The 24,742-nt window shown below is 62.2% G+C and carries 23 protein-coding genes; 16 read left to right on the forward strand and 7 right to left on the reverse strand.

Features of this window, described 5'->3' with window-relative positions:
• Window positions 1-16 precede the first annotated feature (16 nt).
• The 10 genes from AB4N80_RS13785 (at window position 17) to AB4N80_RS13830 (ending at window position 9,715) form a co-directional block, all read left to right on the forward strand.
• On the forward strand, window positions 17-547 hold the full coding sequence (locus AB4N80_RS13785; RefSeq protein ID WP_460082488.1) for an A24 family peptidase: 531 nt from the start codon (window positions 17-19) through the stop codon (window positions 545-547).
• A gap of 2 nt (window positions 548-549) precedes the next feature.
• Window positions 550-1,878, forward strand: coding sequence for a P-loop NTPase family protein (locus tag AB4N80_RS13790; protein WP_122565923.1), 1,329 nt, complete (start codon window positions 550-552; stop codon window positions 1,876-1,878).
• Between the two features lie 15 nt (window positions 1,879-1,893).
• Window positions 1,894-2,709: a Flp pilus assembly protein CpaB gene (gene cpaB, locus AB4N80_RS13795; RefSeq protein WP_354339196.1), complete on the forward strand. Its 816-nt coding sequence runs from the start codon at window positions 1,894-1,896 to the stop codon at window positions 2,707-2,709.
• A gap of 71 nt (window positions 2,710-2,780) precedes the next feature.
• Window positions 2,781-4,097, forward strand: a complete 1,317-nt coding sequence (locus AB4N80_RS13800) for a TadE/TadG family type IV pilus assembly protein (protein ID WP_354339198.1) — start codon at window positions 2,781-2,783, stop codon at window positions 4,095-4,097.
• An 8-nt stretch (window positions 4,098-4,105) separates the two neighbouring features.
• A complete protein-coding gene (locus tag AB4N80_RS13805) occupies window positions 4,106-4,585 on the forward strand; it encodes a TadE/TadG family type IV pilus assembly protein (protein WP_305482340.1) in 480 nt (159 codons plus the stop codon).
• Window positions 4,585-5,079, forward strand: coding sequence for a TadE family protein (locus AB4N80_RS13810; protein ID WP_122565919.1), 495 nt, complete (start codon window positions 4,585-4,587; stop codon window positions 5,077-5,079). Before AB4N80_RS13805 ends, AB4N80_RS13810 begins: the two co-directional genes overlap by 1 nt.
• The gene (locus tag AB4N80_RS13815; protein WP_122565918.1) at window positions 5,073-6,293 is read left to right on the forward strand and encodes an AAA family ATPase; all 1,221 of its coding nucleotides are present in this window, start codon (window positions 5,073-5,075) and stop codon (window positions 6,291-6,293) included. Before AB4N80_RS13810 ends, AB4N80_RS13815 begins: the two co-directional genes overlap by 7 nt.
• A 3-nt stretch (window positions 6,294-6,296) precedes the next feature.
• Window positions 6,297-7,739: a CpaF family protein gene (locus AB4N80_RS13820; protein ID WP_122565917.1), complete on the forward strand. Its 1,443-nt coding sequence runs from the start codon at window positions 6,297-6,299 to the stop codon at window positions 7,737-7,739.
• Complete coding sequence (locus AB4N80_RS13825) at window positions 7,736-8,722, forward strand: type II secretion system F family protein (RefSeq protein WP_122565916.1); 987 nt, start codon at window positions 7,736-7,738, stop codon at window positions 8,720-8,722. The genes AB4N80_RS13820 and AB4N80_RS13825 overlap by 4 nt, the downstream gene beginning before the upstream one ends.
• Before the next feature lie 27 nt (window positions 8,723-8,749).
• Window positions 8,750-9,715, forward strand: coding sequence for a type II secretion system F family protein (locus AB4N80_RS13830; protein ID WP_460082499.1), 966 nt, complete (start codon window positions 8,750-8,752; stop codon window positions 9,713-9,715).
• A gap of 634 nt (window positions 9,716-10,349) precedes the next feature.
• On the opposite strand, the gene AB4N80_RS13835 is transcribed toward AB4N80_RS13830, so the two are convergent.
• The 4 genes from AB4N80_RS13835 to AB4N80_RS13850 form a co-directional block, all read right to left on the reverse strand.
• Complete coding sequence (locus AB4N80_RS13835) at window positions 10,350-10,619, reverse strand: DUF3613 domain-containing protein (protein WP_122565911.1); 270 nt, start codon at window positions 10,617-10,619, stop codon at window positions 10,350-10,352.
• A 22-nt stretch (window positions 10,620-10,641) separates the two neighbouring features.
• Entirely contained in the window at window positions 10,642-11,355 is a 714-nt protein-coding gene (locus AB4N80_RS13840; protein ID WP_122565984.1) for a tetratricopeptide repeat protein, read from the reverse strand.
• A gap of 56 nt (window positions 11,356-11,411) precedes the next feature.
• Window positions 11,412-12,635: a type II and III secretion system protein family protein gene (locus AB4N80_RS13845; protein WP_305467895.1), complete on the reverse strand. Its 1,224-nt coding sequence runs from the start codon at window positions 12,633-12,635 to the stop codon at window positions 11,412-11,414.
• A 546-nt stretch (window positions 12,636-13,181) separates the two neighbouring features.
• The gene (locus AB4N80_RS13850; protein WP_122565909.1) at window positions 13,182-13,808 is read right to left on the reverse strand and encodes an alanyl-tRNA editing protein; all 627 of its coding nucleotides are present in this window, start codon (window positions 13,806-13,808) and stop codon (window positions 13,182-13,184) included.
• A 90-nt stretch (window positions 13,809-13,898) separates the two neighbouring features.
• Between AB4N80_RS13850 and AB4N80_RS13855 the strand changes: the two genes are divergently transcribed.
• Window positions 13,899-14,897 (forward strand): LysR family transcriptional regulator, encoded by a 999-nt coding sequence (locus tag AB4N80_RS13855; RefSeq protein WP_460082505.1) that lies wholly within the window; start codon window positions 13,899-13,901, stop codon window positions 14,895-14,897.
• Window positions 14,898-15,084: 187 nt separating this feature from the next.
• On the opposite strand, the gene AB4N80_RS13860 is transcribed toward AB4N80_RS13855, so the two are convergent.
• Window positions 15,085-15,492, reverse strand: a complete 408-nt coding sequence (locus tag AB4N80_RS13860; RefSeq protein ID WP_003179340.1) for a PA2817 family protein — start codon at window positions 15,490-15,492, stop codon at window positions 15,085-15,087.
• A gap of 89 nt (window positions 15,493-15,581) precedes the next feature.
• Window positions 15,582-18,029 carry an acyl-CoA dehydrogenase gene (locus AB4N80_RS13865; RefSeq protein WP_460082509.1) on the reverse strand — a complete coding sequence of 816 codons (2,448 nt, stop codon included), beginning with the start codon at window positions 18,027-18,029 and terminating at the stop codon, window positions 15,582-15,584.
• 436 nt (window positions 18,030-18,465) lie between these two features.
• On the opposite strand from AB4N80_RS13865, the gene AB4N80_RS13870 reads away from it, so the two are divergent.
• The 4 genes from AB4N80_RS13870 (at window position 18,466) to AB4N80_RS13885 (ending at window position 21,643) form a co-directional block, all read left to right on the forward strand.
• Window positions 18,466-19,125 (forward strand): transglutaminase-like domain-containing protein, encoded by a 660-nt coding sequence (locus tag AB4N80_RS13870; protein ID WP_122565906.1) that lies wholly within the window; start codon window positions 18,466-18,468, stop codon window positions 19,123-19,125.
• Window positions 19,126-19,169: 44 nt separating this feature from the next.
• On the forward strand, window positions 19,170-19,793 hold the full coding sequence (locus tag AB4N80_RS13875) for a glutathione S-transferase family protein (RefSeq protein ID WP_305482344.1): 624 nt from the start codon (window positions 19,170-19,172) through the stop codon (window positions 19,791-19,793).
• Window positions 19,794-19,928: 135 nt separating this feature from the next.
• Complete coding sequence (locus AB4N80_RS13880) at window positions 19,929-20,861, forward strand: ABC transporter ATP-binding protein (protein WP_122565905.1); 933 nt, start codon at window positions 19,929-19,931, stop codon at window positions 20,859-20,861.
• A 2-nt stretch (window positions 20,862-20,863) separates the two neighbouring features.
• Complete coding sequence (locus tag AB4N80_RS13885; RefSeq protein ID WP_041476072.1) at window positions 20,864-21,643, forward strand: ABC transporter permease; 780 nt, start codon at window positions 20,864-20,866, stop codon at window positions 21,641-21,643.
• Between the two features lie 178 nt (window positions 21,644-21,821).
• On the opposite strand, the gene AB4N80_RS13890 is transcribed toward AB4N80_RS13885, so the two are convergent.
• Window positions 21,822-22,337 carry a DUF2062 domain-containing protein gene (locus AB4N80_RS13890; RefSeq protein WP_122565904.1) on the reverse strand — a complete coding sequence of 172 codons (516 nt, stop codon included), beginning with the start codon at window positions 22,335-22,337 and terminating at the stop codon, window positions 21,822-21,824.
• Window positions 22,338-22,481: 144 nt separating this feature from the next.
• Here AB4N80_RS13890 and AB4N80_RS13895 point away from each other — a divergent pair, with 144 nt between their 5' ends.
• Complete coding sequence (locus tag AB4N80_RS13895; protein ID WP_460082518.1) at window positions 22,482-24,728, forward strand: DNA internalization-related competence protein ComEC/Rec2; 2,247 nt, start codon at window positions 22,482-22,484, stop codon at window positions 24,726-24,728.
• Window positions 24,729-24,742 lie beyond the last annotated feature (14 nt).

Genomic DNA, 24,742 nt, shown 5'->3' on the forward strand with positions numbered 1-24,742 from the left:
CCTAGGGAGACGCATCATGTCCATGGAACTGCTGGTGTCGACGGTACTGCTACTGGGACTGCTGGGCGTGGCGGTGGTGAGCGATCTGCGTCGCCACCGCATCCCCAACACGCTGGTCCTGTTGGGCCTGGCCCTGGGATTGGCCGGCCAGGTGTATACCGGCGGGATCGGCGGCCTGGGCGACAGCCTGCTGGGCATGCTGATCTGTTTCGGGTTGTTCCTGCCCATGTACGCGGTCGGTGGCATGGCCGCCGGTGACGTCAAGCTGATGACCATGGTCGGCAGCTTCCTGCCTTTTCATTACGCACTGTGGGCGGCGCTGTTCAGCCTGATCGCCGGCGGTGTATGCGGTGTCCTGATCGTCCTGGCCCGCGGCCAACTGCTCCAGACCCTGGGACGCTACTGGTTGATGGTGCGAGCCCAGGCTTATCTGGCGCCGACTTCGGACGAAGTGGCCGGTAAACCCTTTCCTTATTCGATTGCGATCCTGATCGGTACTTTGAACAGCGTTTACTGGCAACTGGTTGCCGGCGGCTGGGGAGTCTAGTCATGCACGTCATCAACGATAGCGATGCCTACCCCAGCGAACGGGAAGCGGTACAACGCCTGGCGCCACAGCCATGCACCATTCGCGACACCGGCTTGAGCGACAGCTTCCTGGGTGAGTTGGTGTGCAAGCACCTGCACGATGGCGGCGTGCTGGATATGTCGCGACTGGTCGAGCGCCTGGCCCTGACCGGCGCGGTGTTGGAGGAAGTCCTGGCGTTCCTGCGCAAGGACGGTCGTGTCGAAGTGCTGGGCCAGTTGGGGCAAACCGGTGGGCAGACGCTGCGCTATGGCCTGACAGAACGCGGCCGCAGTTCCGCCCGCGATGCCTTGGCCCGCAGTGGCTACATTGGCGCGGCACCGTTCCCGGTGAGCACCTATCGCTCGCTGATCAAGATCCAGACCATCCACCACGGCCGCATTACCGCCAAGGACATGAACCAGGCGTTGGCGGGGATGGTGCTGAGCCAAGGCATGCTCGACCAGTTGGGCGTTGCCCTGAATTCAGGGCGGGCGATCATGATCTACGGCCCGGCGGGCACGGGCAAAACCTACGTCAGCAGCCGGCTGATCCGGTTGTTTGCCGAAGCCATCTGGGTGCCCCATGCCATCGTTATCAACGAGTCGGTGATCGAAATCTACGACCCGCAGGTGCACCAGCGCCTGGACGACAACGGCCAAACGAACAACCTGATGCTCAACGAAGGCATCGACCGCCGGCTGCTGTGCTGCAAACGCCCGATCGTCATCACCGGCGGCGAGCTGAGCATGGAGCAGTTGGACGTGCGCTACGACCCGTTCACCCGGCAATACCAGGCGGCGTTGCAACTCAAGGCCAGCAACGGCCTGTTCATCATCGATGACATGGGCCGCCAGCGCATGGCGCCCGCCGAGTTACTCAATCGCTGGATCGTGCCCATGGAGGAGAAGCGCGACTTCATCAACTTGGGCGGCGGTCGGCATTGCGAACTGCCGTTCGACCTGGTGCTGGTGTTTTCCACCAACCTCAACCCCCTCGAATTGGCCGATGAGGCCTTCCTGCGGCGCATTGGCTACAAAGTGCAGTTCGGCTACCTCAAGCCCGAGGAGTACGAACGCATCTGGCGCCAGGAGTGCGAACGCCTGGGCATCCCGTTTGACCCGCTGTTGGTGCGTTATGTGCTGCAGCAGTTGTATGCAGGCGAAGGCATGCCGCTGGTGCCTTGCCATCCCCGTGACCTGTTGAACATGGCGCTCGACCGCCAACGTTACCTGGGCGGTTCCGGCCCCCTGTCGCCGCAAGAACTGGAATGGGCCTGGCACAACTACTTCGTTCAGCTCGACTTCCTTTGATCTGGAGATACCGACATGAGCTCTCGTACGCTTCCCCTGATAGGCGTTTCCCTGGTAATGGGCCTTGGTGCCGCATGGATGGCTGACGCTTGGCTAAGCGCACGACTCAACGCGTCCCCCGATGATCATCTGCGAAGCGTGGTGGTCGCGACGGTGGAAATTCCCTTCGGGCAAATGGTCGAGGCCCAGCAAGTCACCACCGTGCGCATGCCCATGGACACGATCCCGGACGATGCCTTCGATGCCAGCGAACAGGCCGTGGGCAAGATCGCCACCTTCGACATCCTGCGCGGCGACATCGTGCGGGGCGCGCGTCTGAGTGAGCACTTGGGCGGCAGCACCCTGGCTTCGCTGATCGCACCGGACAAACGCGCCATTTCGGTCCGCGTGGATGATGTGGTCGGCGTGGGTGGCTTCCTCTTGCCGGGCAACCGGGTCGATGTACTGGCGACCAAGACCACCAGCGCCGGCAGCAACAGCGCTACGTCCCGGACCATCCTGGAAAACCTGCGGGTGTTGGCGGTGGACCAGACCGCGGGCACCGACAAGACCCAGCCGGTGGTGGTGCGGGCCGTGACCTTGGAAATGTCGGTCACCGAAGCGGAAGCGCTGGTCACTGCGCAGACCGAAGGCAAGCTGCAATTGGCCTTGCGCAACCCGTTGAACCTGGAGAAAAAGCCCGTGGTCGTTGCGCCGCCAGCCCCTGCGCCGGTCATGGCCATGGCGGTCGCCCCGGTACCAAAACCTGTGGTGTTGCGCAGTGCCAAGCCGCAAGGCGGGGCGATCACGCTGATCCGCGGAGTTGAAAGCAGCGTGATCAATGTCCGCTGAATAGCCCCCCCATGCCAGGCCCTTGCGAGCCGTGGCGATACCGATCCTCAAACGTTGTAGATGAGGGCTCGATGATGAATGCCAATATCCGGCGCCAGGGAGGGGCGGTGAGTGTACTGATGGTGATCGCGCTGGTGGCGATTTCCATGATGGCGGCCTTGGCCCTGGATGGCGGGCACATGCTGCTGAACAAGACGCGCCTGCAGAATGCGGTGGACGCCGCGGCCTTGGGCGGCGCCAAGACCCTGAGCCAGGTGAGCGGTGGCATCAACATGGCCAGCACGACCCGCGCGGCGGCCCTGGACACGCTCAACAGAAATGCCAACGCCTTGGGCAATACCGAGCTGGCCACCGCGGTCGCCGGCAACCCGGGCGCGTTTGCCGTGGTGGAGCTGTCCAGCAGCGTCTACGGCCCGTTCTCCTATCCCGGGCCTACTGATGCCAAATACGTGCGGGTGTCGGTTGCCAACTATCAACTCAACGGTTTTTTCTGGAGTTTCGTGCAAACCATGGCCAGCGCCGGCTTGGGTAACAAGAGTGTGGCGGCGATTGCCACGGCGGGCCCCAGCCCCACCTCGCCTTGTGACTTGGCGCCGTTGATGGTTTGTGGCGACCCCACTCAATACAACCCGGCCGCCGGCAACTTCTGGGGGTATCAGTTTGGTGACCTGGAAGTCTTGAAAACGGCGGCGGGGAACACATCGCCCATCGGCCCGGGCAACTTCCAACTGCTGGACTTCGGCTCAGGCGGCAGTGCGGTCCGGGAGGACCTGGCCGGCGGTGGCTCGGTCTGCCGCAGTGTCGGCGACAACGTCCAGACGGCGCCAGGTAACAAAGCCGGCCCGACCTCCCAAGGCTTGAACACGCGCTTTGGTATCTACAACGGCCCGGTCAGTTCTTCGGACTATCCACCGGACCTGGTCACGGCTTCGGGCACCCCGGCGATCACCTACAACGATGCGCTTTCCCAGGCGCAATACAAAGGCCAACCCGTGACGTCGAGCAACGGCGATCTCTCGGCGGGCGGCGAGGCGATACAGGACTACAACGACTGGCGGGCCAGCGTCGCCGCCTGTGTGGCGGGAGGCGCCAGTGGCTGTGAAAGCAACGGGGTTTTCGAACGCCGGATGCTGAAGATCGTGATTGGCGATTGCGCCGGGAAACTGAGCGGTTCGACGTCGATTCCGGTCTTGGGGTTCGGCTGTTATTTCGTCCTGCAGCCGGTGAACGGTGGTGGTTCGGAGTCCATCATCTTTGGTCAGTTCGTCCAGGAGTGCGAGGGCGATAACGTCCCCGGCCCCACGCCGTCCACCGATTCCGGCCCGCAGATCATCCAGCTCTACAAAACCTATCTCAACGGCAGCGGCACTCCGAGCACCGACTCGTAGGAGGCGTCATGGGACTTTCTCATTTCAAACCCGCGCAAGCCCAGCAAGGCGTGGCGCTGGTGGAATTCACCCTGGTGCTGCCATTGCTGCTGTTGTTGCTGCTGGCCTTCGGCGAGTTCGGTCGCATGCTCTACCAGTACAACGTGCTGCTGCAGGCCAGTCGCGATGCTGGGCGCTTCGTTGCCAGCCAGGCGTGGAACACCACCCTTGGCTCCGTCGCCTTGGGCAGCACGCTCATGACCCAGACAAAAAACGTTGCGGTGTATGGCGTGCCCAGCGCGACGGGAGCCGCCGTGGTGTCAGGCTTGACCACGGCGAATGTGCAGGTCGCCGCCGAGGGCATCGATCATGTGCGCGTCACCATTACCTACACCTTCTGCCCGGTGATTGGCGCGGGTAACTGCGCGGGTTCGATCCCTGGGTTTTTCGGCAGTGCCATTCCACTGGGCATCCCGTTGGTCGCGACCACTGTCATGAGGGCGCTGTGATGAATAACAAACACATGCGCGGCACCTACATCGTGGAGTTCTCGTTCGTGGGCTTGCTGGTATTTATCCTGCTGTTCGGCGTGGTGGAAATGGGCCGACTGTACTTTACGGTCAACGCGCTGGATGAAGCCGCGCGGCGCGGTGCGCGCCTGGCGGCGGTGTGCAATGTCAGCGACCCGGTGGTGTTGCGTCGGGCCATCTTCAACGCCGCGACGGACACCGGCACCAGTCAACTGATCAGCAACCTGGCGACGTCTAACCTGGCGCTGACCTACCTGGACATCAATGGCGCCGTGGTGGCGAACCCTACCGACACGTCCGGTGCCTCCGGGTTTCGTGCTATCCGCTATGTCCGGCTAAGCGTGCAGAACTTCGTCTTCAACCTGTTCATTCCCGGCTTGGGCGTGCCCATTACCTTGCCCACGTTCAGGGCAACCTTGCCACGCGAAAGCCTTGGGCGTCATTCCGATTCCGGGGAGATCACACCATGCTGAATACCAGGGAACACCCGCTTTCGACCACCACTGGCAGAGCCGGGCTGCGGATACTGATCAGCAGCCGCGATGCCACGTCCCTGCGTGACCTGCAATGCGTCTGCCAACGCATGCCTGGCCTTGAGGTCAGCACGCGCCTGGTCAGCAACGGCCATGTCGATCCGCTCTACGGCCTGGACCGCATGCCCGACCTATTGCTGTTGCGCGTCAGCCATCTGTGGCGCGAAGAGCTGTCGGCGTTGTTGCAACGTCCGGCCCATGAACGTCCGCCGATGCTGGTGTGCGGTCCCTTGGGCGAGCAGGAGGGCATGCGCCTGGCGATGCAGGCCGGTGCCCGGGATGTGTTGCCCGAACCCATCGCCGATACGGAATTGGTGGCGGCGCTCAATCGCCTGGTGACGGAAGTCCGCCTCGGCAACGGCAACGAAGGGAAGCTGATCGCGGTGATCAGCGCCAAGGGTGGCTCCGGCGCAACCCTGGTGGCGTGCAACCTGGCCCAGCAACTCAGCGCCCGGGCAGGCAATACGCTGTTGCTGGACATGGACCTGCAATTTGGCAGCGTGACCCACTACCTGGACGTGGCGCAGTCCCACAGTCATCTGGAAGTGCTGCAGCAGATCGATGAGATGGACAGTGTCGCGTTGCGGGGTTTTTGCAGCCACTTCAGCCCGACCCTGCACGTCCTCGGAGGCCGGGCTGGCGAGTTGTGCCTGCCCCAGGACGCCCAGCCCGAACAGCTCGACGCCCTGTTGCAACTGGCCCGCGCCAGTTATGACTGGGTGGTGGTGGACCTGCCGCGGCAGATCGATCACCTCACCGGCTCCGTGCTGGAACAGGTGGATCGGGTGTATGTGGTGGTGCAGCAGAGCGTCAGCCACCTGCGCGATGCCAGCGCCCTGGTGCGGATCCTTCGCGAAGACCTGGGCGTGCGTGGGGAGCAGTTGCAGATCCTGATCAACCGCTATGACAAAAACGCCGCCGTCAGCCTCAAGGACATCGGTGAGGCCCTGCGTTGCGCGAACCTGTCGAAATTGCCCAATGACTTCAACCTGGTCAGCCAGAGTCAGAACACTGGCGTGCCGTTGGGGCTGCATGCGCCGAAGGCGGCCATTACCACCGCCCTGCGCGATTTGACCGAAGACCTGGTCGGTCACCAGATGGCCACGGACAAGGGCTTGCTTAAACGTGCCTTCAACCGTTTTTTCGGGGGATGACCCATGATCAGCGACTTTCGTAACCGCTTGCGCAAACAGCCCGCCAAACCTGGCGCCGCAGCGGGCGCCCAGCCCGGCGACGGTTTGCCGGACCCCACGGACGCATTGATGGCCTGGGAGCAGGCCATCCCCGACGTGCTGTATGAAACCCGCAGCCAGGTCACCCCGGTGGAGGCCGAATGGCGGGAAAAGATCTACCAGCAACTGCTCAAGGTCATGGACCTGTCATTGCTCGATGCCCTTGAACCGGTCGAGGCCGCGCGGCAGATACGCGATATCTGCCAGCGCCTGCTCGAGGAACATTCGGCGCCAGTGAGTACCGTCAGCCGGCAGTTGATCATCAAGCAGATCACCGACGAAGTGCTCGGCCTCGGGCCGCTGGAACCGCTGTTGGCCGACCACAGCGTGTCCGACATCCTGGTCAACGGATTTGCCTCGGTCTACGTCGAGCGCTTCGGCAAGCTGCAACGCACCGACGTGCGTTTTCGTGACGACCAGCATTTGCTGAACATCATCGACCGCATCGTCTCCAGCCTGGGACGCCGTATCGACGAGTCTTCGCCGCTGGTGGATGCCCGGCTCAAGGACGGTTCGCGGGTCAACGCGATCATTCCCCCGCTGGCCATCGACGGTCCGAGCATGTCGATCCGGCGTTTCGCCGTGGACCTGCTCAACACCGACAGCCTGATCCAGGTCGGCACCATGACCCCGGCCATTGCCTTGTTGCTCAAGGCCATTGTTCGCGGGCGCCTGAACGTACTGATCTCCGGCGGGACCGGCAGCGGCAAGACCACCATGCTCAACGTGCTGTCCAGTTTCATCCCCCACAACGAGCGCATCGTCACCATCGAGGATTCGGCCGAGCTGCAACTGCAACAGCCCCACGTGGTGCGCCTGGAAACCCGGCCGTCGAACATCGAGGGGCGCGGCGAGGTGAGCCAGCGGGAACTGGTGCGCAACAGCCTGCGCATGCGCCCGGACCGCATTGTCATCGGTGAGGTGCGCGGTGCCGAGGCGATGGACATGCTCACCGCGATGAACACCGGCCACGACGGTTCGCTGACCACCATTCACGCCAACACCGCACGGGATGCGCTGGGGCGAATCGAGAATATGGTGTCGATGACCGGGGCGACGTTTCCGATCAAGGCCATGCGTCAACAAATTGCCTCGGCCATCGATGTGGTGATCCAACTGGAGCGTCAAGAAGACGGCAAGCGACGCGTGGTGAGCATGCAAGAGATCAACGGGATGGAAGGGGAGGTCATCACCATGACCGAAATTTTCTCCTTCGTGCGCCAGGGCATCGGCGAGCACGGCGAGGTGCTTGGCGAATATCGGCCCAGTGGCATGATCCCGGCTTTCCGCGATGTGCTGGCCAAGCGCGGCATCGAGTTGCCGCTGACCTTGTTTCGCCCTGAGTGGATGGAGGGCCGCACGTCATGAACAATATCCCCAGTGAGTTCATCCTGGTTTTCCTTGGCATGGTGTTCATCGCCGTGTTCCTGCTGTCCCAGGGCGTGGTGGTGCCGGTGTTCGGTGAAGCCGGCAAGATGCGCAAGCGTATTCGCGGACGCCTGCATGTGCTGGAGAAGGCCAACCACCTGCCCAACATGCAGACCGTGTTGCGACAGAAGTACCTGACGCGCCTGTCCCCCTTGGAAGCCCGTCTGGAACAACTGCCGTTCATGGCCAACCTGACGCAACTGATCGAGCAGGCCGGGCATGAATACCGGGCTTATCGGGTGATGCTGCTTGGCCTGATCCTGGGGGCGGCGGCGGGTGTCTTGGTGCTGATGGTCTCGCCGCTCTGGTGGATGGCGCTGCTGGCGGCCTTTGCAGTGACCTGGTTGCCGGTACTGAAAATCCTGCGTGACCGCAACAAGCGTTTCGCCGCGTTCGAGGAAGGTTTGCCGGATGCGCTGGACGCCATGTGCCGAGCCTTGCGCGCCGGGCACCCGTTCAATGAAACCTTGCGGCTGGTCGCCGAGGAGCACAAGGGACCGGTCGCCCAGGAGTTCGGCATGACCTTTTCCGACATCAACTACGGCAACGACGTGCGCCGGGCCATGCTCGGGCTGCTGGAGCGGATGCCGAGCATGACGGTGATGATGCTGGTGACGTCGATCCTCATCCATCGCGAGACTGGCGGCAATTTGACTGAAGTGCTGGAGCGTCTGAGCCGCTTGATTCGCGGGCGTTTCCGGTTCCAGCGCAAGATCAAGACGCTGTCGGCGGAAGGGCGGATGTCGGCGTGGGTGCTGGTGGCGATCCCGTTCGTGCTGGCGATCGCCATCGTGCTCACCAGCCCCAGCTACATGCCGGTGCTGATCAATGACCCCATAGGGCACAAGCTGATCATCGGCGCGTTCTGCGCCATGTTGATCGGGATTTTCTGGATAAGAAAGATCATCCGGATCCAGGTTTAAGCGCTGTTGCGCCGCGAGGTTTCAGTCATGGACTTTTTACTCGGATTGTTGAGTCGGTTGACCGGCAACGAAGAGTTGGCACGCCTGTTGTTCATCGGCGCGATTGGCCTCAGTACAGTGCTGGCGGCCGTCGCGCTCCTGCTATTGATGCTGGGCCTGCAGGATCCGGTGCAGCGGCGCCTGGCGCTGATCAAGCGCGGTTATGGCGGCAACACCGCAGGGCAGGAGGCGCCCGGTAACCTGCAGCTCTTGTTGGAACGGGTCGGCCAGCGCTTTGCTTCCACCGACCAGGCCCACACGTCGGCCACCCAGACCTTGCTGACCCACGCCGGTTACCGTTCAGCCTCGGCGGTGCAGATGTATTGGGCCGTGCGCCTGATGCTGCCGCTGTTGCTGCTTGGCGTTGCGTTGTTGCTGCTGCCGATGGTCAAGGTTTCATTGGCTATCGGCTTGCTGGTGGTGGCCCTTATCGCGGGCATCGGCTGGCTGCTGCCGGCGATCTACGTCGGCAAACGCAAGCAGGCCCGCCAAGGCCGGCTGCGCGCCGCGTTCCCGGATGCGCTGGATCTGATGGTGGTCTGCGTCGAGTCGGGCCTGGCCCTGCCCACGACGATTGAACGGGTGGCTGAAGAGATGTCGGTCAGTCAGGTGGAATTGGCCGAGGAGCTGGCGTTGGTCAATGCGCAGATCCGGGCGGGCATCACCAGTACCGAGGCGCTCAAGCAACTGGCCGTGCGCACCGGGCTGGAGGATATCCAGGGCCTGGTCAGCCTGCTGGCGCAAAGTATCCGTTTCGGCACCAGCGTGGCCGATACCTTGCGGATCTATGCCGATGAGTTTCGCGACCGACGGACCCAGGCGGCGGAAGAAATGGGGGCCAAGATTGGCACCAAGTTGATCTTTCCGCTGATTTTCTGCCTGTGGCCGAGCTTCTTTCTTGTCGCCATTGGCCCGGCCATGATTGGTGTGTTCAGGGCTTTCGGGAATATGTAGGACACACGGTATCTATTGTGGGAGCGAGCTTGCTCGCGATAGCGGTTCGACAGTCAATGAAGGTGCTGACTGGGAGACCGCCATCGCGAGCAAGCTCGCTCCCACAGGTTTTCCGGCGCCCACCTACTGATCACTCCAGCCAACACACCGCTCTGTGGCGAGGGAGCTTGCTCCCGCTGGGCTGCGCAGCAGCCCTGCTTTTGCGGCGGCTCTGCACCACTGTGGGAGCGAGCTTGCTCGCGATGGCGGTTCGACAGTCAATGAAGGTGCTGACTGGGAGACCGCCATCGCGAGCAAGCTCGCTCCCACAGGTTTTCCGGCGCCCACCTACTGATCACTCCAGCCAACACACCGCTCTGTGGCGAGGGAGCTTGCTCCCGCTGGGCTGCGCAGCAGCCCCGGCTTTTTGCGGCGGCTCTGCACCACTGTGGGAGCGAGCTTGCTCGCGATAGCGGTTCGACAGTCAATGAAGGTGTTGACTGGGAGATCGCCATCGCGAGCAAGCTCGCTCCCACAGGTTCACGCCTGTGATCTGCCGATCGTTCAAGCCAAAAGACCGCAGCCTCCGGGAGCATCTACATCGGATCGAATGTAGGCACTGCCGAAGGCTGCGATCTTTCCTTTCCCACGTATTTCATTTGCTGCTGGTGATCTCTCCTGCCGAGTCCTGGTCAAAGAACTCCGGGATCGGATAGTTGAAGCTGTTGAGCCAACGCTGCATCGCCATCTCGCGCTCGGCGGCCGAGGCGGTTTGCAGGTTGGTGGAGGCCACCACGCCACGAATCTGCAGTTGCATCCAACCCTCGGTGCCTTGCTGTGCGGCTGAGGAGGGTCCTGGTTCAATGGCCCAGGCGGCGGTGGACAGGCTCACCATGCACACGATCATCAAATGTTTGCTCATCATTTCTTGAACTCCTCGTAACGCTCTACTGGACCGCGCCGGTTGAAGCATCGACGACCTCGGTCAGGCGGTTGGCGGGTGATGTCACTGCCTGAGGTGCCGCGCCCCTGATTCTTTCCGCACGGGCCTGGGCATCTGCCACTTGCTGGGGGCTGAGCTTGGCCATGTTCGCGAGCTCGGCGGCCTGCTTCCAGTTGTCCTGGTAAATCAGCAAGGTCACCATGTTGAACGCGGCCAGCGTGTCGGACTGCTGGAGCTCCATGGCGGTCATGAACTCGAAGCGGGCCTCTGAAATGCGCCGTTGATTGAGGTAGACAACCCCCAGGTCATTGCGGATCTTGCCTTCGGTCGGGGCCATTTTCGCGGCGTGTTCGAGGTATTGCGTCGCCGCCGCATTGTCATTCCTGGCGGCCGCCAACTGACCCAGGCCATGTTCACCATCAGCGGCCAGACAAGTCCCCTGCAGGCTTTTGTACAACGGTTCGGCCTCGTTTCGGCCCATCAGGCGCATCACCCGAGCCTTGCGCAGGCGGACCTGGACCAAGTCCTCGGGCAGGCGTTCGAGGTTCGCCAGGCTGGCATATAAACGACCCTCGTTGGCCATGTCTTCCGCCATGTTCAAGGCCAGTTCCTGGTCGGCTCCGGGCTTGGCGCAATCGGCCGTACGTGAAGCCACCACGCCGCTGCTGGCACAACCGGCAAGCATCAAGGTCGCCGTTAATGCGATCACTGTTTTCATGGAATACCCCTTGGCGAACCGTTGGACGTCGCACGCCTTGCACACCAGGCGCCGGCTCATTGGGAAAGCCCGCTGCGGTTGTCAAACTCGCCATGTTCGAGGAAGTACATGCGGTAGAAATTCGGGTCGTAGTTGCGCAATTGCTCACCCGGCAAGCTCGGCAGTTGCGCGTCGGCCGCCAACGGTTGGACCAGGTGCGGCGTGACGATCATCAGCAGCTCGCGCTCTTCGCGGTTGATGGCGTTGTCCCGAAAGAACGCGCCGAGAATCGGCACGTCGCCCAGCCCTGGAAACTTGTTCACCTGGGAGCTGTTGCGGGTGCTGATCAGGCCGCTGATGACAAAACTTTCGCCATCGGCCAGGGCGATGCTGGTATCGGTACGGCGCACGGTGAGTGCCGGCACCAGGGTCCCGGCGATATTCACCGCGTTGGTGAAATCCAGCTCACTGACTTCCGGCGCTACCTTCAAGGCGATGCGATTTTTGCCGATGACGGTGGGGGTCAGGGTCAGGCGGATGCCGAATTCCTTGTACTCGATGGACACGTTGTCGCTGCCGGCACTGGGCACCGGGATCGGAACTTCGCCACCGGCCAGGAAGCTCGCGCTCTGCCCGCTGAGGGCCACCAGGCTCGGCCGTGCCAGGGTATAGGCAAAACCGCTGCCCTCCAGGGCGTTGATCATCAACAGGGTCTTACCGGTAGCGAAAGACAAGTTGAACATGTCGTTATTGACCGGCAATGAAGGCCGGACAACACCGCCGATGGTGGGCATGGTCCTCGGCGAGCCGAACAGGAAATTGCCACGGCTGCCGAAAATCGAGGTCGAGGCTTCCTTGAGCTTGGTCCGGCTGACTTCAACGAAACGGATGTCGGTCTGTACCTGGGCGAGCAGCATCGGGTCTTCGGAAGGTATGTTCGCAGCGCCCGTCAGCGCCTCAGTGGCCCGGCCTTTGACAAAGACCATGCTCTGGCGCGGTATTTTCGAACAATCGGTCCAGACCATCAGGCTGGTGGCGCCGGGCGCCAGGCCCGTGAGGATGAAGGCATCGCTGCCACTGGGTTGCACATCGGCAATTTTCGGGTCGCCGACGGCCAACTTCGTCACGGGGGCGAGGATGCGCAGTTCGCTCTGGAGCCCTTGGCCGACCTCGAAGGTCGCCGGCAAATTGTCCAGTTGCGAACAGTTTGCCGCTGCGGCCTGAGCCGCATCCAGGCCAAGGCCCATCCAGAACAGGCCATGAATGAAATGTTTTAAAACGGGTGCGGTGCGCTGGGTCATGAAGTGATCCTCAATAGAGAGGCCTTCCCTAGGCTTGCCAGATGCCTCGGATCACTTAAGAGGCCCGGGCTGCCCCTTTCCATCTCGCCAGATCATTTGATCAATGCCGGCTTCAGGCCTCGTCGCTACCAGCAAACGGGCGCATTACACCGACCCGACTGAACGACAGGCAGCTTGCGAACAACCTTTCTGGGCCCCGGGATCTCCGGGAATTGTCGAGGGCCGTGACGGTATCGATCAGGTCGCTTGAGGCACCTTTTACCGGCTCCGTCCTCGCTTCTGTTTCACGTTAGTCCATACATGGCAAAGCGCCACGCCTCAGGACAAAAAAATGACTAAAAGCTGACGGGTGGGAAAAATCGATCAGGATCGCGTCAATAATCCGTCTTTTCTTGCGATTGTTCGCTGACGAATTACATGGAAAGACACGGAACATTTTGATTTATGGGACGCGGAACACCGCCAATCGAGGTTTTCGACGGCAAGGATCTTGGGCCGATCCATTTGAGTCGGCCTGCGAACCGCGATCCAGGCAGCAGGCGGGTGTCAGTCCACATGGTAGTGAACCGACAATGTTCCTTTCTTCTGTGAAAGCGAGGCGATGGTGACGGCACCCAGATCCTGCAGCCGACGTACATGGGTGCCGCCGCAGCCATAGGCCGTCAGCTCACCGAAGCCGACTTCCCGGCTGCCTTGGCTAAGTGTAACCAGGCGAGGCAGGTCCTCGGCGATCCAGGCATCGATGCCCTGCTGGATGATCGATGTGTCCAGCTCCTCGGGATGTTCCCCAGGCTGGAACTGCACGCGGCTTTCGCCGGGCCAGTGGTGGGCCTTGATCGGTTTCCAGCCACGGCTTTCGGCAAAATGGCCGATCAGGTGCCCCGCCGAGTGCAGGCGTGAGTTCAGCAACCGCCGCTGCTCATCCACGCGGATCGTGGCCATGCCCGGGGCTACGGGGCGGTCGACGTAATGAATGATCTGTTGCCCGTCCTGAACGACGCGCAGTACTTGGCTGTCGTCTATCCATCCAGTGTCGCAGGGCTGACCGCCGCCCTGGGGATGGAACAGGGTAGCGCCCAGCACCACCGCAAATTCATTTTCTCGGGGGCCGCAATCCAGGACTTCCACGCTGCCCTTGAGGTCATCGCTATGGAAAAAGAGGCGAAGCGTCATGGTCCATACCCACATCAGAAATTGTGACGGGATTATAGGTAGCGCGTAAAAGGGTGATAATCCGTTCAAATCTCAAAGGACTGTTGCGTCATGAGCACAAATCTTCCGTTGCCGTTGCTCGCCGAAATGGCCGTCTTCGTCAAGGTCGTGGAGACCGGTAGCTTTTCCGAGGCGGCTCGCCAGTCAGGCTCATCGCCGTCGGCCATCAGCCGCAGCATTTCTCGCCTGGAGAAAGCCCTGGCGACCCGATTGTTGCAGCGCACCACCCGCAAGTTGCGTTTGAGCGATGGCGGCGAAGAGGTGTTCAAACGCTGCCAGGAGATGGTCGCCGCCGCGCGGTCGGTGATGGAAATCAGCGGCCAGTTCACCCAGGAAGCGCAAGGGCGCATCCGCGTCAGCGTGCCCAAGGCGGTGGGGCGTTTCGTGATTCATCCGCACATGCCTGAATTTTTGCGTCGTTATCCGAAGGTCGATGTGGAGTTGTTCCTGGAGGATCGGCAGGTCGACCTGATCGATGATCACGTCGACCTGGCCATCCGGATTACCGATCAACCATCAGCCGGGCTGGTGGGGCGTCAGTTGTTGACCATTGACCACCTGCTCTGCGCCACGCCGCAATACCTGGCAGAGCATGGCGTTCCCACGCATCCCCACGACTTGCTGGAGCACAGTTGCATTTACCTGGGAGAAACGCCCAATGACGCACGTTGGAAATTCAAGAAAGGCAGCAAGACGGTCACCGTAGGTGTGCGCGGACGTTATGCGGCGAATCACACAGGTGTGCGGTTGGGGGCGGTGTTGCAGCACATCGGCATCGGCAGCCTGCCGTATTTCACCGCCCGTCATGCCTTGGAGCAGGGGTTGATCGTGCAGGTGTTGGCCGACTGGACGTTCCAGGCTTCCTACCACGGTGGCTTGTGGTTGCTGCATTCACCGACCCGCTACCTGCCGCCCAAGCTGCGGGTGTTCATCGATTATCTGGTGGAATGCCTGGCGAAGGAGCCGACCTTGTACAAGGTGGGGGGAGGGGGGCGGTCCAGCAAGGACGCGGTGCACTATGAGTTGCCGGAGAGTGATGGGTTGTTCTGACGGGCGCCATCGCGAGCAAGCTCGCTCCCACACTGGGCCGATGGTGAGTACACATTCTGTATTCACTGCAGGTCCCCTGTGGGAGCGAGCTTGCTCGCGATGAGGCCCGCCCAGGCAACACACTTCGGCAAGACCAAAAAAAGGCCCGCCGGGTTAGCCGTGCGGGCCTTTGCATGACGGATCGCAATCAGTGCTTGCTGTCCTGGTCCGACATCGCCAGCAGTTGCTTTTCCTGGTTCCAGTCGAAAGGCTCGTCGTTCTGCTCGGCTTCGAAACGACGTTCTTCCAGGGCCTGGTAAAGGGCGATTTCTTCGTCAGGCATGTAGTGCAGGCAGTCACCGGCGAAGTACCAGAGCAGGTCGCGAGGCACCAGGTGGGCGATTTGTGGATAACGGACGATCACTTGGCACAGGAGGTCCTGGCCCAGGTATTGGCTTTCGATCGGGTCGACGGGCAATTGTGCGCGCAACTCGTCGAAGCGCTCCAGGAATAACGCGTGGCTTTCTTCGGGCACCTGTTCGGCTTCACCCACGGCGACCAGGATGCTGCGCAAGTGGTCAAGCAAGACAAGGTGATCGGCAACGATGTTGGACACGAGATAAGTCCTCAAGAGCAAAACGGGCGCAGGAGTATAAAGCCCTTGCGCCCGCTTTTATAGTTGACGAGCGTAGCTGGCCGTCAGGATCAACGGACCTTGTCCTGCGCCAGCGTCAATTCGGCCTTATCGAAATCATCCACGTCGATGACTTTGCGCCGCGCCGCCTCGGCCGCGCGCAAGGTCTGCGCTTCACCGGCTTGCAGCACGCCGGCCTCCAGGGCCGCATCGATGAGGGGTTCGCCAGGTGCCGGATTGAGCTGACCCTGCTTGAGTGCACCGTGCAGTTTCTTGTGCAGCGGATGGGCGGCCGCCAGCAGGTCGGCGGCGTGTTGCAGGGCGCCCACCGGATCATCGGTCGATTGCGGGCGATAGCAGCCCTGCAACAACTCTTCGAGGGTCGGGTCACCTTTGGGCCGGCCGATGACTGCGGCCACCTCGGCGTCGAGTCTGTCGCTCGGACCCTTGTGACGACGGCCGAAGGGGAACACCACCAGGCGCAACAGGCAACCCAGTACCCGGTTCGGGAAGTTGCTCAGCAACTCATCCAGCGCACGTTCCGACTGGCCGAGGCTTTCCTCCATGGCCCAGGTGAACAGCGGCGTCATGTGGTCCGGCGAATCCAGGTCGTGATAACGCTTGAGCGCGGCGGACGCCAGGTACAGGTTGCTCAAGACGTCGCCCAGGCGGGCCGACAGGCGTTCGCGACGTTTGAGTTCCCCTCCCAGCAGCATCATGCTCAAGTCCGCCAGCAGGGCGAATGCCGCCGCCTGCCGGTTGAGGGCGCGGAAATAACCCTGGCTCAAGGCATTGCCGGGGGCCCTCTCGAAATGCCCCAGGCCCAGGTTCAGCACCAGGGTGCTGGCGGCATTGCTGATCGCGAAACCGATGTGCTTGAGCAACAAGGCGTCGAACTCGACCAGCGCCTGGTCCTTGTCTTCACGGGTGGCCAGGGCCATTTCCTTGAGGACGAACGGATGACAGCGAATGGCGCCCTGGCCGAAGATCATCAGGTTGCGCGACAGAATGTTCGCGCCTTCGACCGTGATGAAGATTGGTGCACCTTGCCAACTGCGACCCAGGTAATTGTTCGGGCCCATGATGATGCCTTTGCCGCCATGCACATCCATGGCGTGGCTGATGCACTCGCGACCGCGTTCGGTCAGGTGGTACTTGAGGATGGCCGACAGCACCGAGGGTTTTTCCCCCAGGTCCACCGCGTTGGCGGTCAGCATGCGTGCCGCATCCATCATCCAGGCGTTGCCACCGATACGCGCCATGGCTTCCTGGATGCCTTCGAACGCCGACAACGGTACGTTGAATTGCTCGCGTACCTGGGCGTACTGGCCCGTCACCAGGCTGGTGAACTTCGCCGCACCGGTGCCCACCGCCGGCAGGGAAATCGAGCGCCCGACCGACAGGCAGTTCATCAACATCATCCAGCCCTTGCCGAGCATGGCCTGGCCGCCGATGAGAAAGTCCAGTGGAATGAACACGTCCTTGCCCCAGTTCGGACCGTTCATGAACGCGGCGCCGAGGGGCAGGTGACGGCGGCCGATCTGCACGCCAGGGGTGTCAGTGGGAATCAGGGCGAGGCTGATGCCCAGGTCTTCTTCGTCACCCAGCAGGTGGTCGGGGTCATACGCCTTGAAGGCCAGGCCCAGGAGGGTGGCCACCGGGCCGAGGGTGATGTAGCGCTTTTCCCAGTTCAGGCGCAGGCCGAGGGTTTCCTGGCCCTCCCATTCACCCTTGCAGATGATGCCGGTGTCGGGCATCGCCCCGGCGTCCGAGCCGGCTAGCGGTCCGGTCAGGGCGAAGCAGGGGATATCGTCGCCTCGGGCCAGTCGCGGCAGGTAATGGTCGCGTTGCTCGTCTGTGCCGTAGTGCAGCAACAGTTCCGCCGGGCCGAGGGAGTTGGGGACCATCACGGTGGAGGCCAGGTCGCCACTGCGGGTGGCCAGTTTCATCGCCACCTGGGAGTGGGCATAGGCGGAAAAACCCTTGCCGCCGTATTCCTTGGGAATGATCAGCGCGAAGAAGCCGTGCTCCTTGATATGGGCCCAGGCTTCAGGTGGCAGGTCCATGGCCTGGCCGATCTGCCAGTCGCTGACCATCGCGCAGAGGGCTTCGGTAGGGCCGTCAAGGAACGCCTGCTCTTCCTCGGTCAGTTGCACCTTGGGGTAGGCCAGCAGCAAGTCCCAGTCCGGGCGGCCGCTGAACAGTTCGCCGTCCCACCACACCGTGCCGGCATCGATGGCGTCACGCTCGGTCTCGGACATGGGCGGCAGGGTTTTCTGGAACCAATCGAACATCGGCGCACTGAAATACTGGCGGCGCAGGTCCGGCAGCAGCAACGGGGCCGCGATGACCGCGAGCACCACCCAGAGGATCAGCATCAGCCAGCCGGGCGCATGGCTGAAAATGCCCATGGCCAACAGATAGACCGCGACGATACCCAGCGCGGGCAGCGGGGCGGTGCGCCGATGCGCCAGCCAGGCGATCCCGACGATCAGGACCAGTATCCACAACAACAGCATATGTAATCCTCCGTGAACCAAGGCAAAACCGACCTTCAGAGCTTAGACGGCATCTGCAAAACCGGCGGTCAGCGCGATGTGATTGATTTCGTGGGAAACCCTGGATGTATTGCGCCAGTCTGGTTGGCAACAGCCGTGGGAAATCGTTCGTTAACAAGGTGAGAAAACGCCATTGTTTGGCCGGAATGCCGTTATCGCTGGGCCGAGGGCTGGGGATAAACTCGGACACCGTCAGCCCCAGTCGAACACAGTACTTGTGGCGAGGGGATTTATCCCCGCTGGGCTGCGAAGCCGCCCCAAGGCAGGCCCACTCAATCTGCCTGGCACACCGAGGTGTCAGGTTTAGGGCCGCTTCGCGTCCAGCGGGGATAAATCCCCTCGCCACAAAGACCGAGTTCGACCCTGAGGGGGATGTTTCTCCAGAGGCCTTCCTTATATGCAGCAATACCTGACCCCTAGCCGCTTCATCGACAGCGATCACCCCGCGGTCATCGACTTCGCCGAAACTCACCGCGGCGCCGACCACGACCCGCTGGCCCAGGCGGTCAGCCTGTATTACGCCGTGCGCGAGGCGGTGCGCTACAACCCCTACACCTTCAGCCGCGACCCGGCGACCCTGCGCGGCAGTTACGCGTTGGTTGCCGGTGAAAGCTATTGTGTGCCCAAGGCCACTTTGCTGGCCGGCTGCGCCCGGCATTGCGGCATCCCGGCGCGCATCGGCCTGGCGGATGTGCGCAACCACCTGTCCACTCCGCGTCTGCTGGAATTGCTCAGGAGCGACGTGTTCGCCATGCACGGTTATACCGAGCTGTACCTGAACGACCGCTGGGTCAAGGCCACGCCGGCTTTCAACCAGGGCTTGTGCGCGTTGTTCGACGTGGCCCCGCTGGAGTTCGACGGTCGCCACGACAGCGTCTTCCACCCGTTCAATCGGCAAGGGGCGAAGCTGATGGAGTACATCACCGACCATGGCCAGTTCGCCGACGTGCCCGAGGCATTCTTCTTCGAACACCTGGAGAAGTGCTACCCGCACCTGTTCGGCGAGCAGGTACCGCTCTTGCTCGGCGACATGCAGGGCGATTTGAGTCACGCTTGATCCGGCGTATGCTGCTGCGGCATTTATCCATCGAGGACGCCGTGATGCTGAAGATATGGGGCCGGAAAAATTCATCGAATGTGCGCAAGGCGTTGTGGTGCGCAGAAGAGTTGGGGCTGGCCTACGAGGCCATCGATGCGGGCGGGGCGTTCGGTGTGGTGGACACGCCCGAGTACCGCGCGAAAAACCCCAATGGCCGCGTGCCGATGATCGAGGACGACGGCTTCGTGCTGTGGGAATCCAACACCATCGTGCGTTACCTGGCAGCTCGCCATGCGTCGGGTTCGGCCTGGTATCCCGCTGACGTACAGGCTCGGGCCCTGGCTGAAAAATGGATGGACTGGACCACGTCCAGCTTCGCCGCACCGTTTCGCACGGTGTTCTGGGGCGTCTTGCGCACCCCGGCCGAACAACAGGACTGGGCGGCCATCAATGCGGCGATCAAGGAGTGCGACGATTTGCTGGCTATGGTCGAACAGACCTTGAGTGAACAACCTTACCTGTCGGGTGATGAAATCGGCATGGGCGACATTCCCCTGGGCAGTTTCATTTATGCCTGGTTCGAGATGCCCATCCAGCGCGCCGAGCGGCCTGGCGTACAGGCCTGGTACGCGCGGTTGCAGCAGCGTCCGGCCTACCGCAAAGCCGTCATGACCGCGTTGACTTAATACTTACTATCGACACACTTGACTGTACTTGTGCGGCGACGCCAAGCACCATGGCCTTCGTGCGCTGTGTTGCATTGCTCGCCGCCCGCCCTTATCTATTCTTTTCTTCCTTCCCTTCTTGGTGCGTAATCCGATATGAGTTCCGCTCTGTCCATCCGGCAGCTAACCAAAACCTACGGCAACGGTTTCCAGGCCTTGAGTGGTATCGATCTGGACGTCGCCGAAGGTGATTTCTTCGCCTTGCTCGGCCCTAACGGTGCCGGCAAATCCACCACCATTGGCATTCTTTCCACGCTGGTGAACAAGACCAGCGGCACGGTGAACGTCTTTGGTCATGACCTGGACCGCGAGCCCGCCGCCCTCAAGCGCTGCATCGGCGTGGTGCCCCAGGAATTCAACTTCAACCAGTTCGAAAAGACCTTCGACATCGTTGTGACCCAGGCCGGTTACTACGGCATCCCGCCGAAGGTCGCCAACGAGCGCGCCGAGCAGTACCTGACCCAATTGGGCCTGTGGGACAAGCGTGACGTGCCGTCCCGTTCACTGTCCGGCGGCATGAAGCGACGCCTGATGATCGCCCGCGCGCTGGTGCATGAACCGCGCCTGCTGATCCTCGACGAACCGACCGCCGGCGTGGACATCGAGCTGCGTCGCTCGATGTGGAGCTTCCTGACCGAGCTGAACCAGAAAGGCATCACCATCATCCTCACCACCCATTACCTGGAAGAGGCTGAGCAGTTGTGCCGCAACATCGGCATCATCGACCACGGCACCATTGTCGAGAACACCAGCATGCGCCAGTTGCTCAGCCAACTGCATGTGGAAACTTTCCTGCTGGACCTGAAACACGACCTGAAGACCGCGCCCCAGCTCATCGGTTATCCGGCTCGCCTGGTGGACAGCCATACCCTGGAAGTGCAGGTGGACAAAGCCGTGGGCATCACCGGGCTGTTCACCCAACTGGCCCTGCAAAACATTGAAGTGCTGAGCCTGCGCAACAAAACCAATCGCCTCGAGGAGTTGTTCGTGTCCCTGGTGGAGAAAAATCTGGCGAAGGTGGCGGTATGAGCATGAGTTCCGAACTGCGCCCCAACCTCATCGCCCTCAATACCATCGTTTACCGTGAAGTCCGGCGTTTCATGCGGATCTGGCCGCAGACCCTGCTGCCGCCGGCCATCACCATGGTCCTGTACTTCGTGATCTTCGGTAACCTGATCGGGCGGCAGATCGGCGACATGGGTGGCTTCACGTACATGGACTACATCGTGCCGGGGCTGATCATGATGTCGGTGATCACCAACTCCTATGGCAACGTGGTGTCGAGTTTTTTCGGCAGCAAGTTCCAGCGTTCGATCGAGGAGCTGATGGTCTCGCCGGTGTCGCCCCATACGATCCTCATCGGCTACACCTTGGGCGGCGTGCTGCGCGGCCTGGCGGTGGGCCTTATCGTGACCCTGCTGTCGTTGTTCTTCACCGATTTGCAGGTGCATCACCTGGGGGTGACGGTCTTGGTGGTGGTGCTCACGGCCACGATCTTTTCGCTGCTGGGTTTCATCAATGCCGTGTTTGCACGCAACTTCGATGACATCTCCATCATCCCGACGTTCGTGCTCACGCCGCTGACCTACCTGGGCGGGGTGTTCTACTCCATCTCCCTGTTGCCGCCGTTCTGGCAGACCGTGTCCCTGGCCAACCCGGTGCTGCACATGGTCAACGCGTTCCGCTACGGCATCCTCGGGGTATCGGACATCAAGATCAGCATCGCCATCACCTTCATGCTGGTGGCAACCGTGGTGCTTTACCTCGGTTGCGCGCGGTTGCTGGTCAGCGGGCGGGGGATGCGTACCTAAGCTTTAACCCCTGACCCCTTGTGGGAGCGAGCTTGCTCGCGATGGCGTCAGATCATTCAATAACCTGTTGACTGACATACCGCTATCGCGAGCAAGCTCGCTCCCACATTGATCTTCATGAGGTCGCAGATTTGTGGCCACAAAAAAGGCCTCCATCCCAGGAGGCCTTTTTTGCATCTCACATCCGGCTTTTCTTGCGCCGCTTCCACTGTCGGGTCACCCACCAGCGCCAGTAACTCATGGTGACGAAGTAGGCCAGGGCGCCGAGCACCAGGCCGGTCACCACCGAGCCGAGCAGGAACGGCTGCCACAAGGTGGACAACTGGCCGCTGATCCATTCCCAGGTCAGCTCTTCGGGCAGTGTCCGGGCAGGCACGTCCATCAGCCAGGCACCGGTCTGGTAGGTGCAGAAAAACACCGCCGGCATGGTGATCGGATTGGTCAGCCACACCAGGCTCACCGCAATCGGCATATTGCCGCGCACCGTGACGGCCAACGCGGCGGCCAGCAACATCTGCAATGGGATCGGCAAGAACGCGGCAAACAGGCCAACCGCCATCGCCCGGGCCACGGAGTGCCGATTGAGGTGCCAAAGGTTGGGATCGTGCAGCAGGGTGCCGAGAAAACGTAAGGATTTATGTTCCCGAATGCTCTCTGGGTCTGGCATGTAACGTTTGAATAGGCGCCGGGGCATAAGGCTTCTCGGTCGGTTCAACGCAGTAAAGCCGCAAGTATGTCTGGATTCTACGGCTGGCAGATTCAGACTTTGTGACAATTGATAACGCCAGCGGTGCCGCGAACCGTCTATGCCTGAAGAGGGCACTCTCAAGGACGGGTTATGCGCACAGGGTTAGTCGCGCTTGCACTGGGGCTGGTGGCCCCGATTTTTTTACCGGCACTGCCGCCGTTGTGGCTGATTGCAGCCATGCCGGTGCTGGCATTGATGGCGTTGCCATTTCGAACCTACGCGACGGGTTTTTTCCTGTTCGGGCTGGCCTGGGCCTGCCTGTCGGCGCAGTGGGCGCTGGACAATCGATTACCCGCCGCCCTGGACGGAGAAACCCGTTGGGTTGAAGGGCGCGTCGTCGGTTTGCCGCAACAGGGCGACGGCGTGGTGCGCTTCGAACTGGCCGATGCCCATTCACGTCGTACCCGATTACCGACAACGATGCGCCTCGCCTGGTTCGGTGGCCCGCCCGTCAACAGCGGCGAACGCTGGCGATTGGCAGTGAAGCTCAAGCGGCCTGCCGGGCTGCTGAACCCGCACGGCTTCGACTATGCCGCCTGGTTGTTGAGCCGTGGCATTGGCGCGACCGGTACCGTCAAGGAGGGGCGTCTGCTGCAAGCAGCCCGGGGCGCCTGGCGTGACGAGGTGCGCCAGGCGCTGGCACAGGTCGACACCCACGGCCGCTCCGGTGCGCTGGCGGCATTGGTCCTGGGCGACGGGGGTGGGCTGAGCCGCGAGGACTGGCAGGTTTTGCAAGACACCGGCACGGTCCATTTGCTGGTGATCTCCGGGCAACACATCGGCCTGCTCGCCGGCCTGGTGTACCTGTTGGTGGCCGGTGCGGCGCGTTATGGCCTGTGGCCGACGGGGCTGGCGTGGTTGCCTTGGGCGTGCGCGCTGGCCTTTTGCGCCGCCCTGGGCTACGGCCTGCTCGCCGGTTTCGAGGTGCCGGTGCGACGGGCCTGCGCGATGATCGGCCTGGTGTTGCTGTGGCGCTTGCGCTTCAAACAGCCGGATCCGTGGTGGGCATGGCTGCTGGCCTTCGTCGGGGTGCTGGTGTTCGACCCGCTCGCCAGCCTGCGGCCGGGGTTCTGGTTGTCGTTTGCGGCCGTCGCCATATTGATGTTCACCTTTGGCGCTCGCCTTGGGCCCTGGCGCTGGTGGCAAACCTGGACCCGTGCCCAGTGGCTGGTTGCGGTCGGCCTGTGTCCGTTGCTGTTGATCGTGGGCTTGCCGGTCAGCCTCAGCGGGCCACTGGTGAACTTGCTCGCGGTGCCCTGGATCAGCCTGCTGGTCTTGCCGCCAGCGCTGCTCGGCACGGCGTTGTTACCGGTGCCGCTCATCGGTGAAGGCCTGCTGTGGATCGCCGGCGGGTTGCTCGATCTGTTGTTCAAAGGGCTGGGGCTGATGGCCGGACGAATGCCTGCCTGGGTCCCTGTTGCGGTCCCGCCCTGGGCCCTGGGCATCGCCGCGCTGGGGGCTTTCTTGCTGCTGTTGCCCAAAGGCGTGCCGCTGCGTGTGCTGGGGTGGCCGATGATGTTGCTGATGGTGTTTCCACCGCGAGAACACCTGCCGCAAGGGCACGCCGAGGTCTGGCAACTGGACGTGGGCCAAGGCTTGGCGGTGCTGGTACGCACCCGGCATCACAGCCTGCTTTACGACGCCGGGCCGCGCTTTGGCGAGGCCGATGTGGGCGAGCGCGTCGTACTGCCGACCTTGCGCAAACTGGGTGTGCGCGGCTTGGACCTGATGCTCCTCAGCCATGCCGACGCCGATCATGCCGGCGGTGCCCTGGCCGTGCGCAAGGGACTGCCGACGATGGAAGTCATCAGCGGCGATCCCGACGCGCTGCCCGACGAATTGCAGGCCGGGCCTTGCGACAGCGGCAGGCGCTGGGAATGGGATGGGGTCGGGTTCGAGTTGTGGCGCTGGGCCTCTGCCGTTGAAAGCAACCAGAAGTCCTGCGTCCTGCTGGTGGAGGCTGGCGGAGAACGCCTGCTGTTGACCGGCGACATCGACACCCCTGCCGAGCGCGCCTTGCTTGACGAGGCCCTGGCGCTACCGATCCAGTGGCTGGCCGCACCTCATCACGGCAGCCGCAGTTCGTCATCGATGGCGTTGTTGTCGCGCCTCAAGCCGCATTCGGTGTTGATCTCCCGCGGGCAGGGCAATGCGTTCGGCCATCCCCATCCCCAGGTGATGGCCCGCTACCGTCGCTTGGGCCTGGCGACCTACGACAGCGCCGAGCAGGGCGCCATTCGTCTGCAACTGGGCGCGTTCGAATTACCACGCACCGAGGCCGGGCACCGACGCTACTGGCGCGATCCGCCCGCTGTCGGGACACCGAGGCAACATTGATCCAGCGCAGTTGG

It is taken from the genome of Pseudomonas sp. H3_A02 (genome assembly GCF_054671965.1).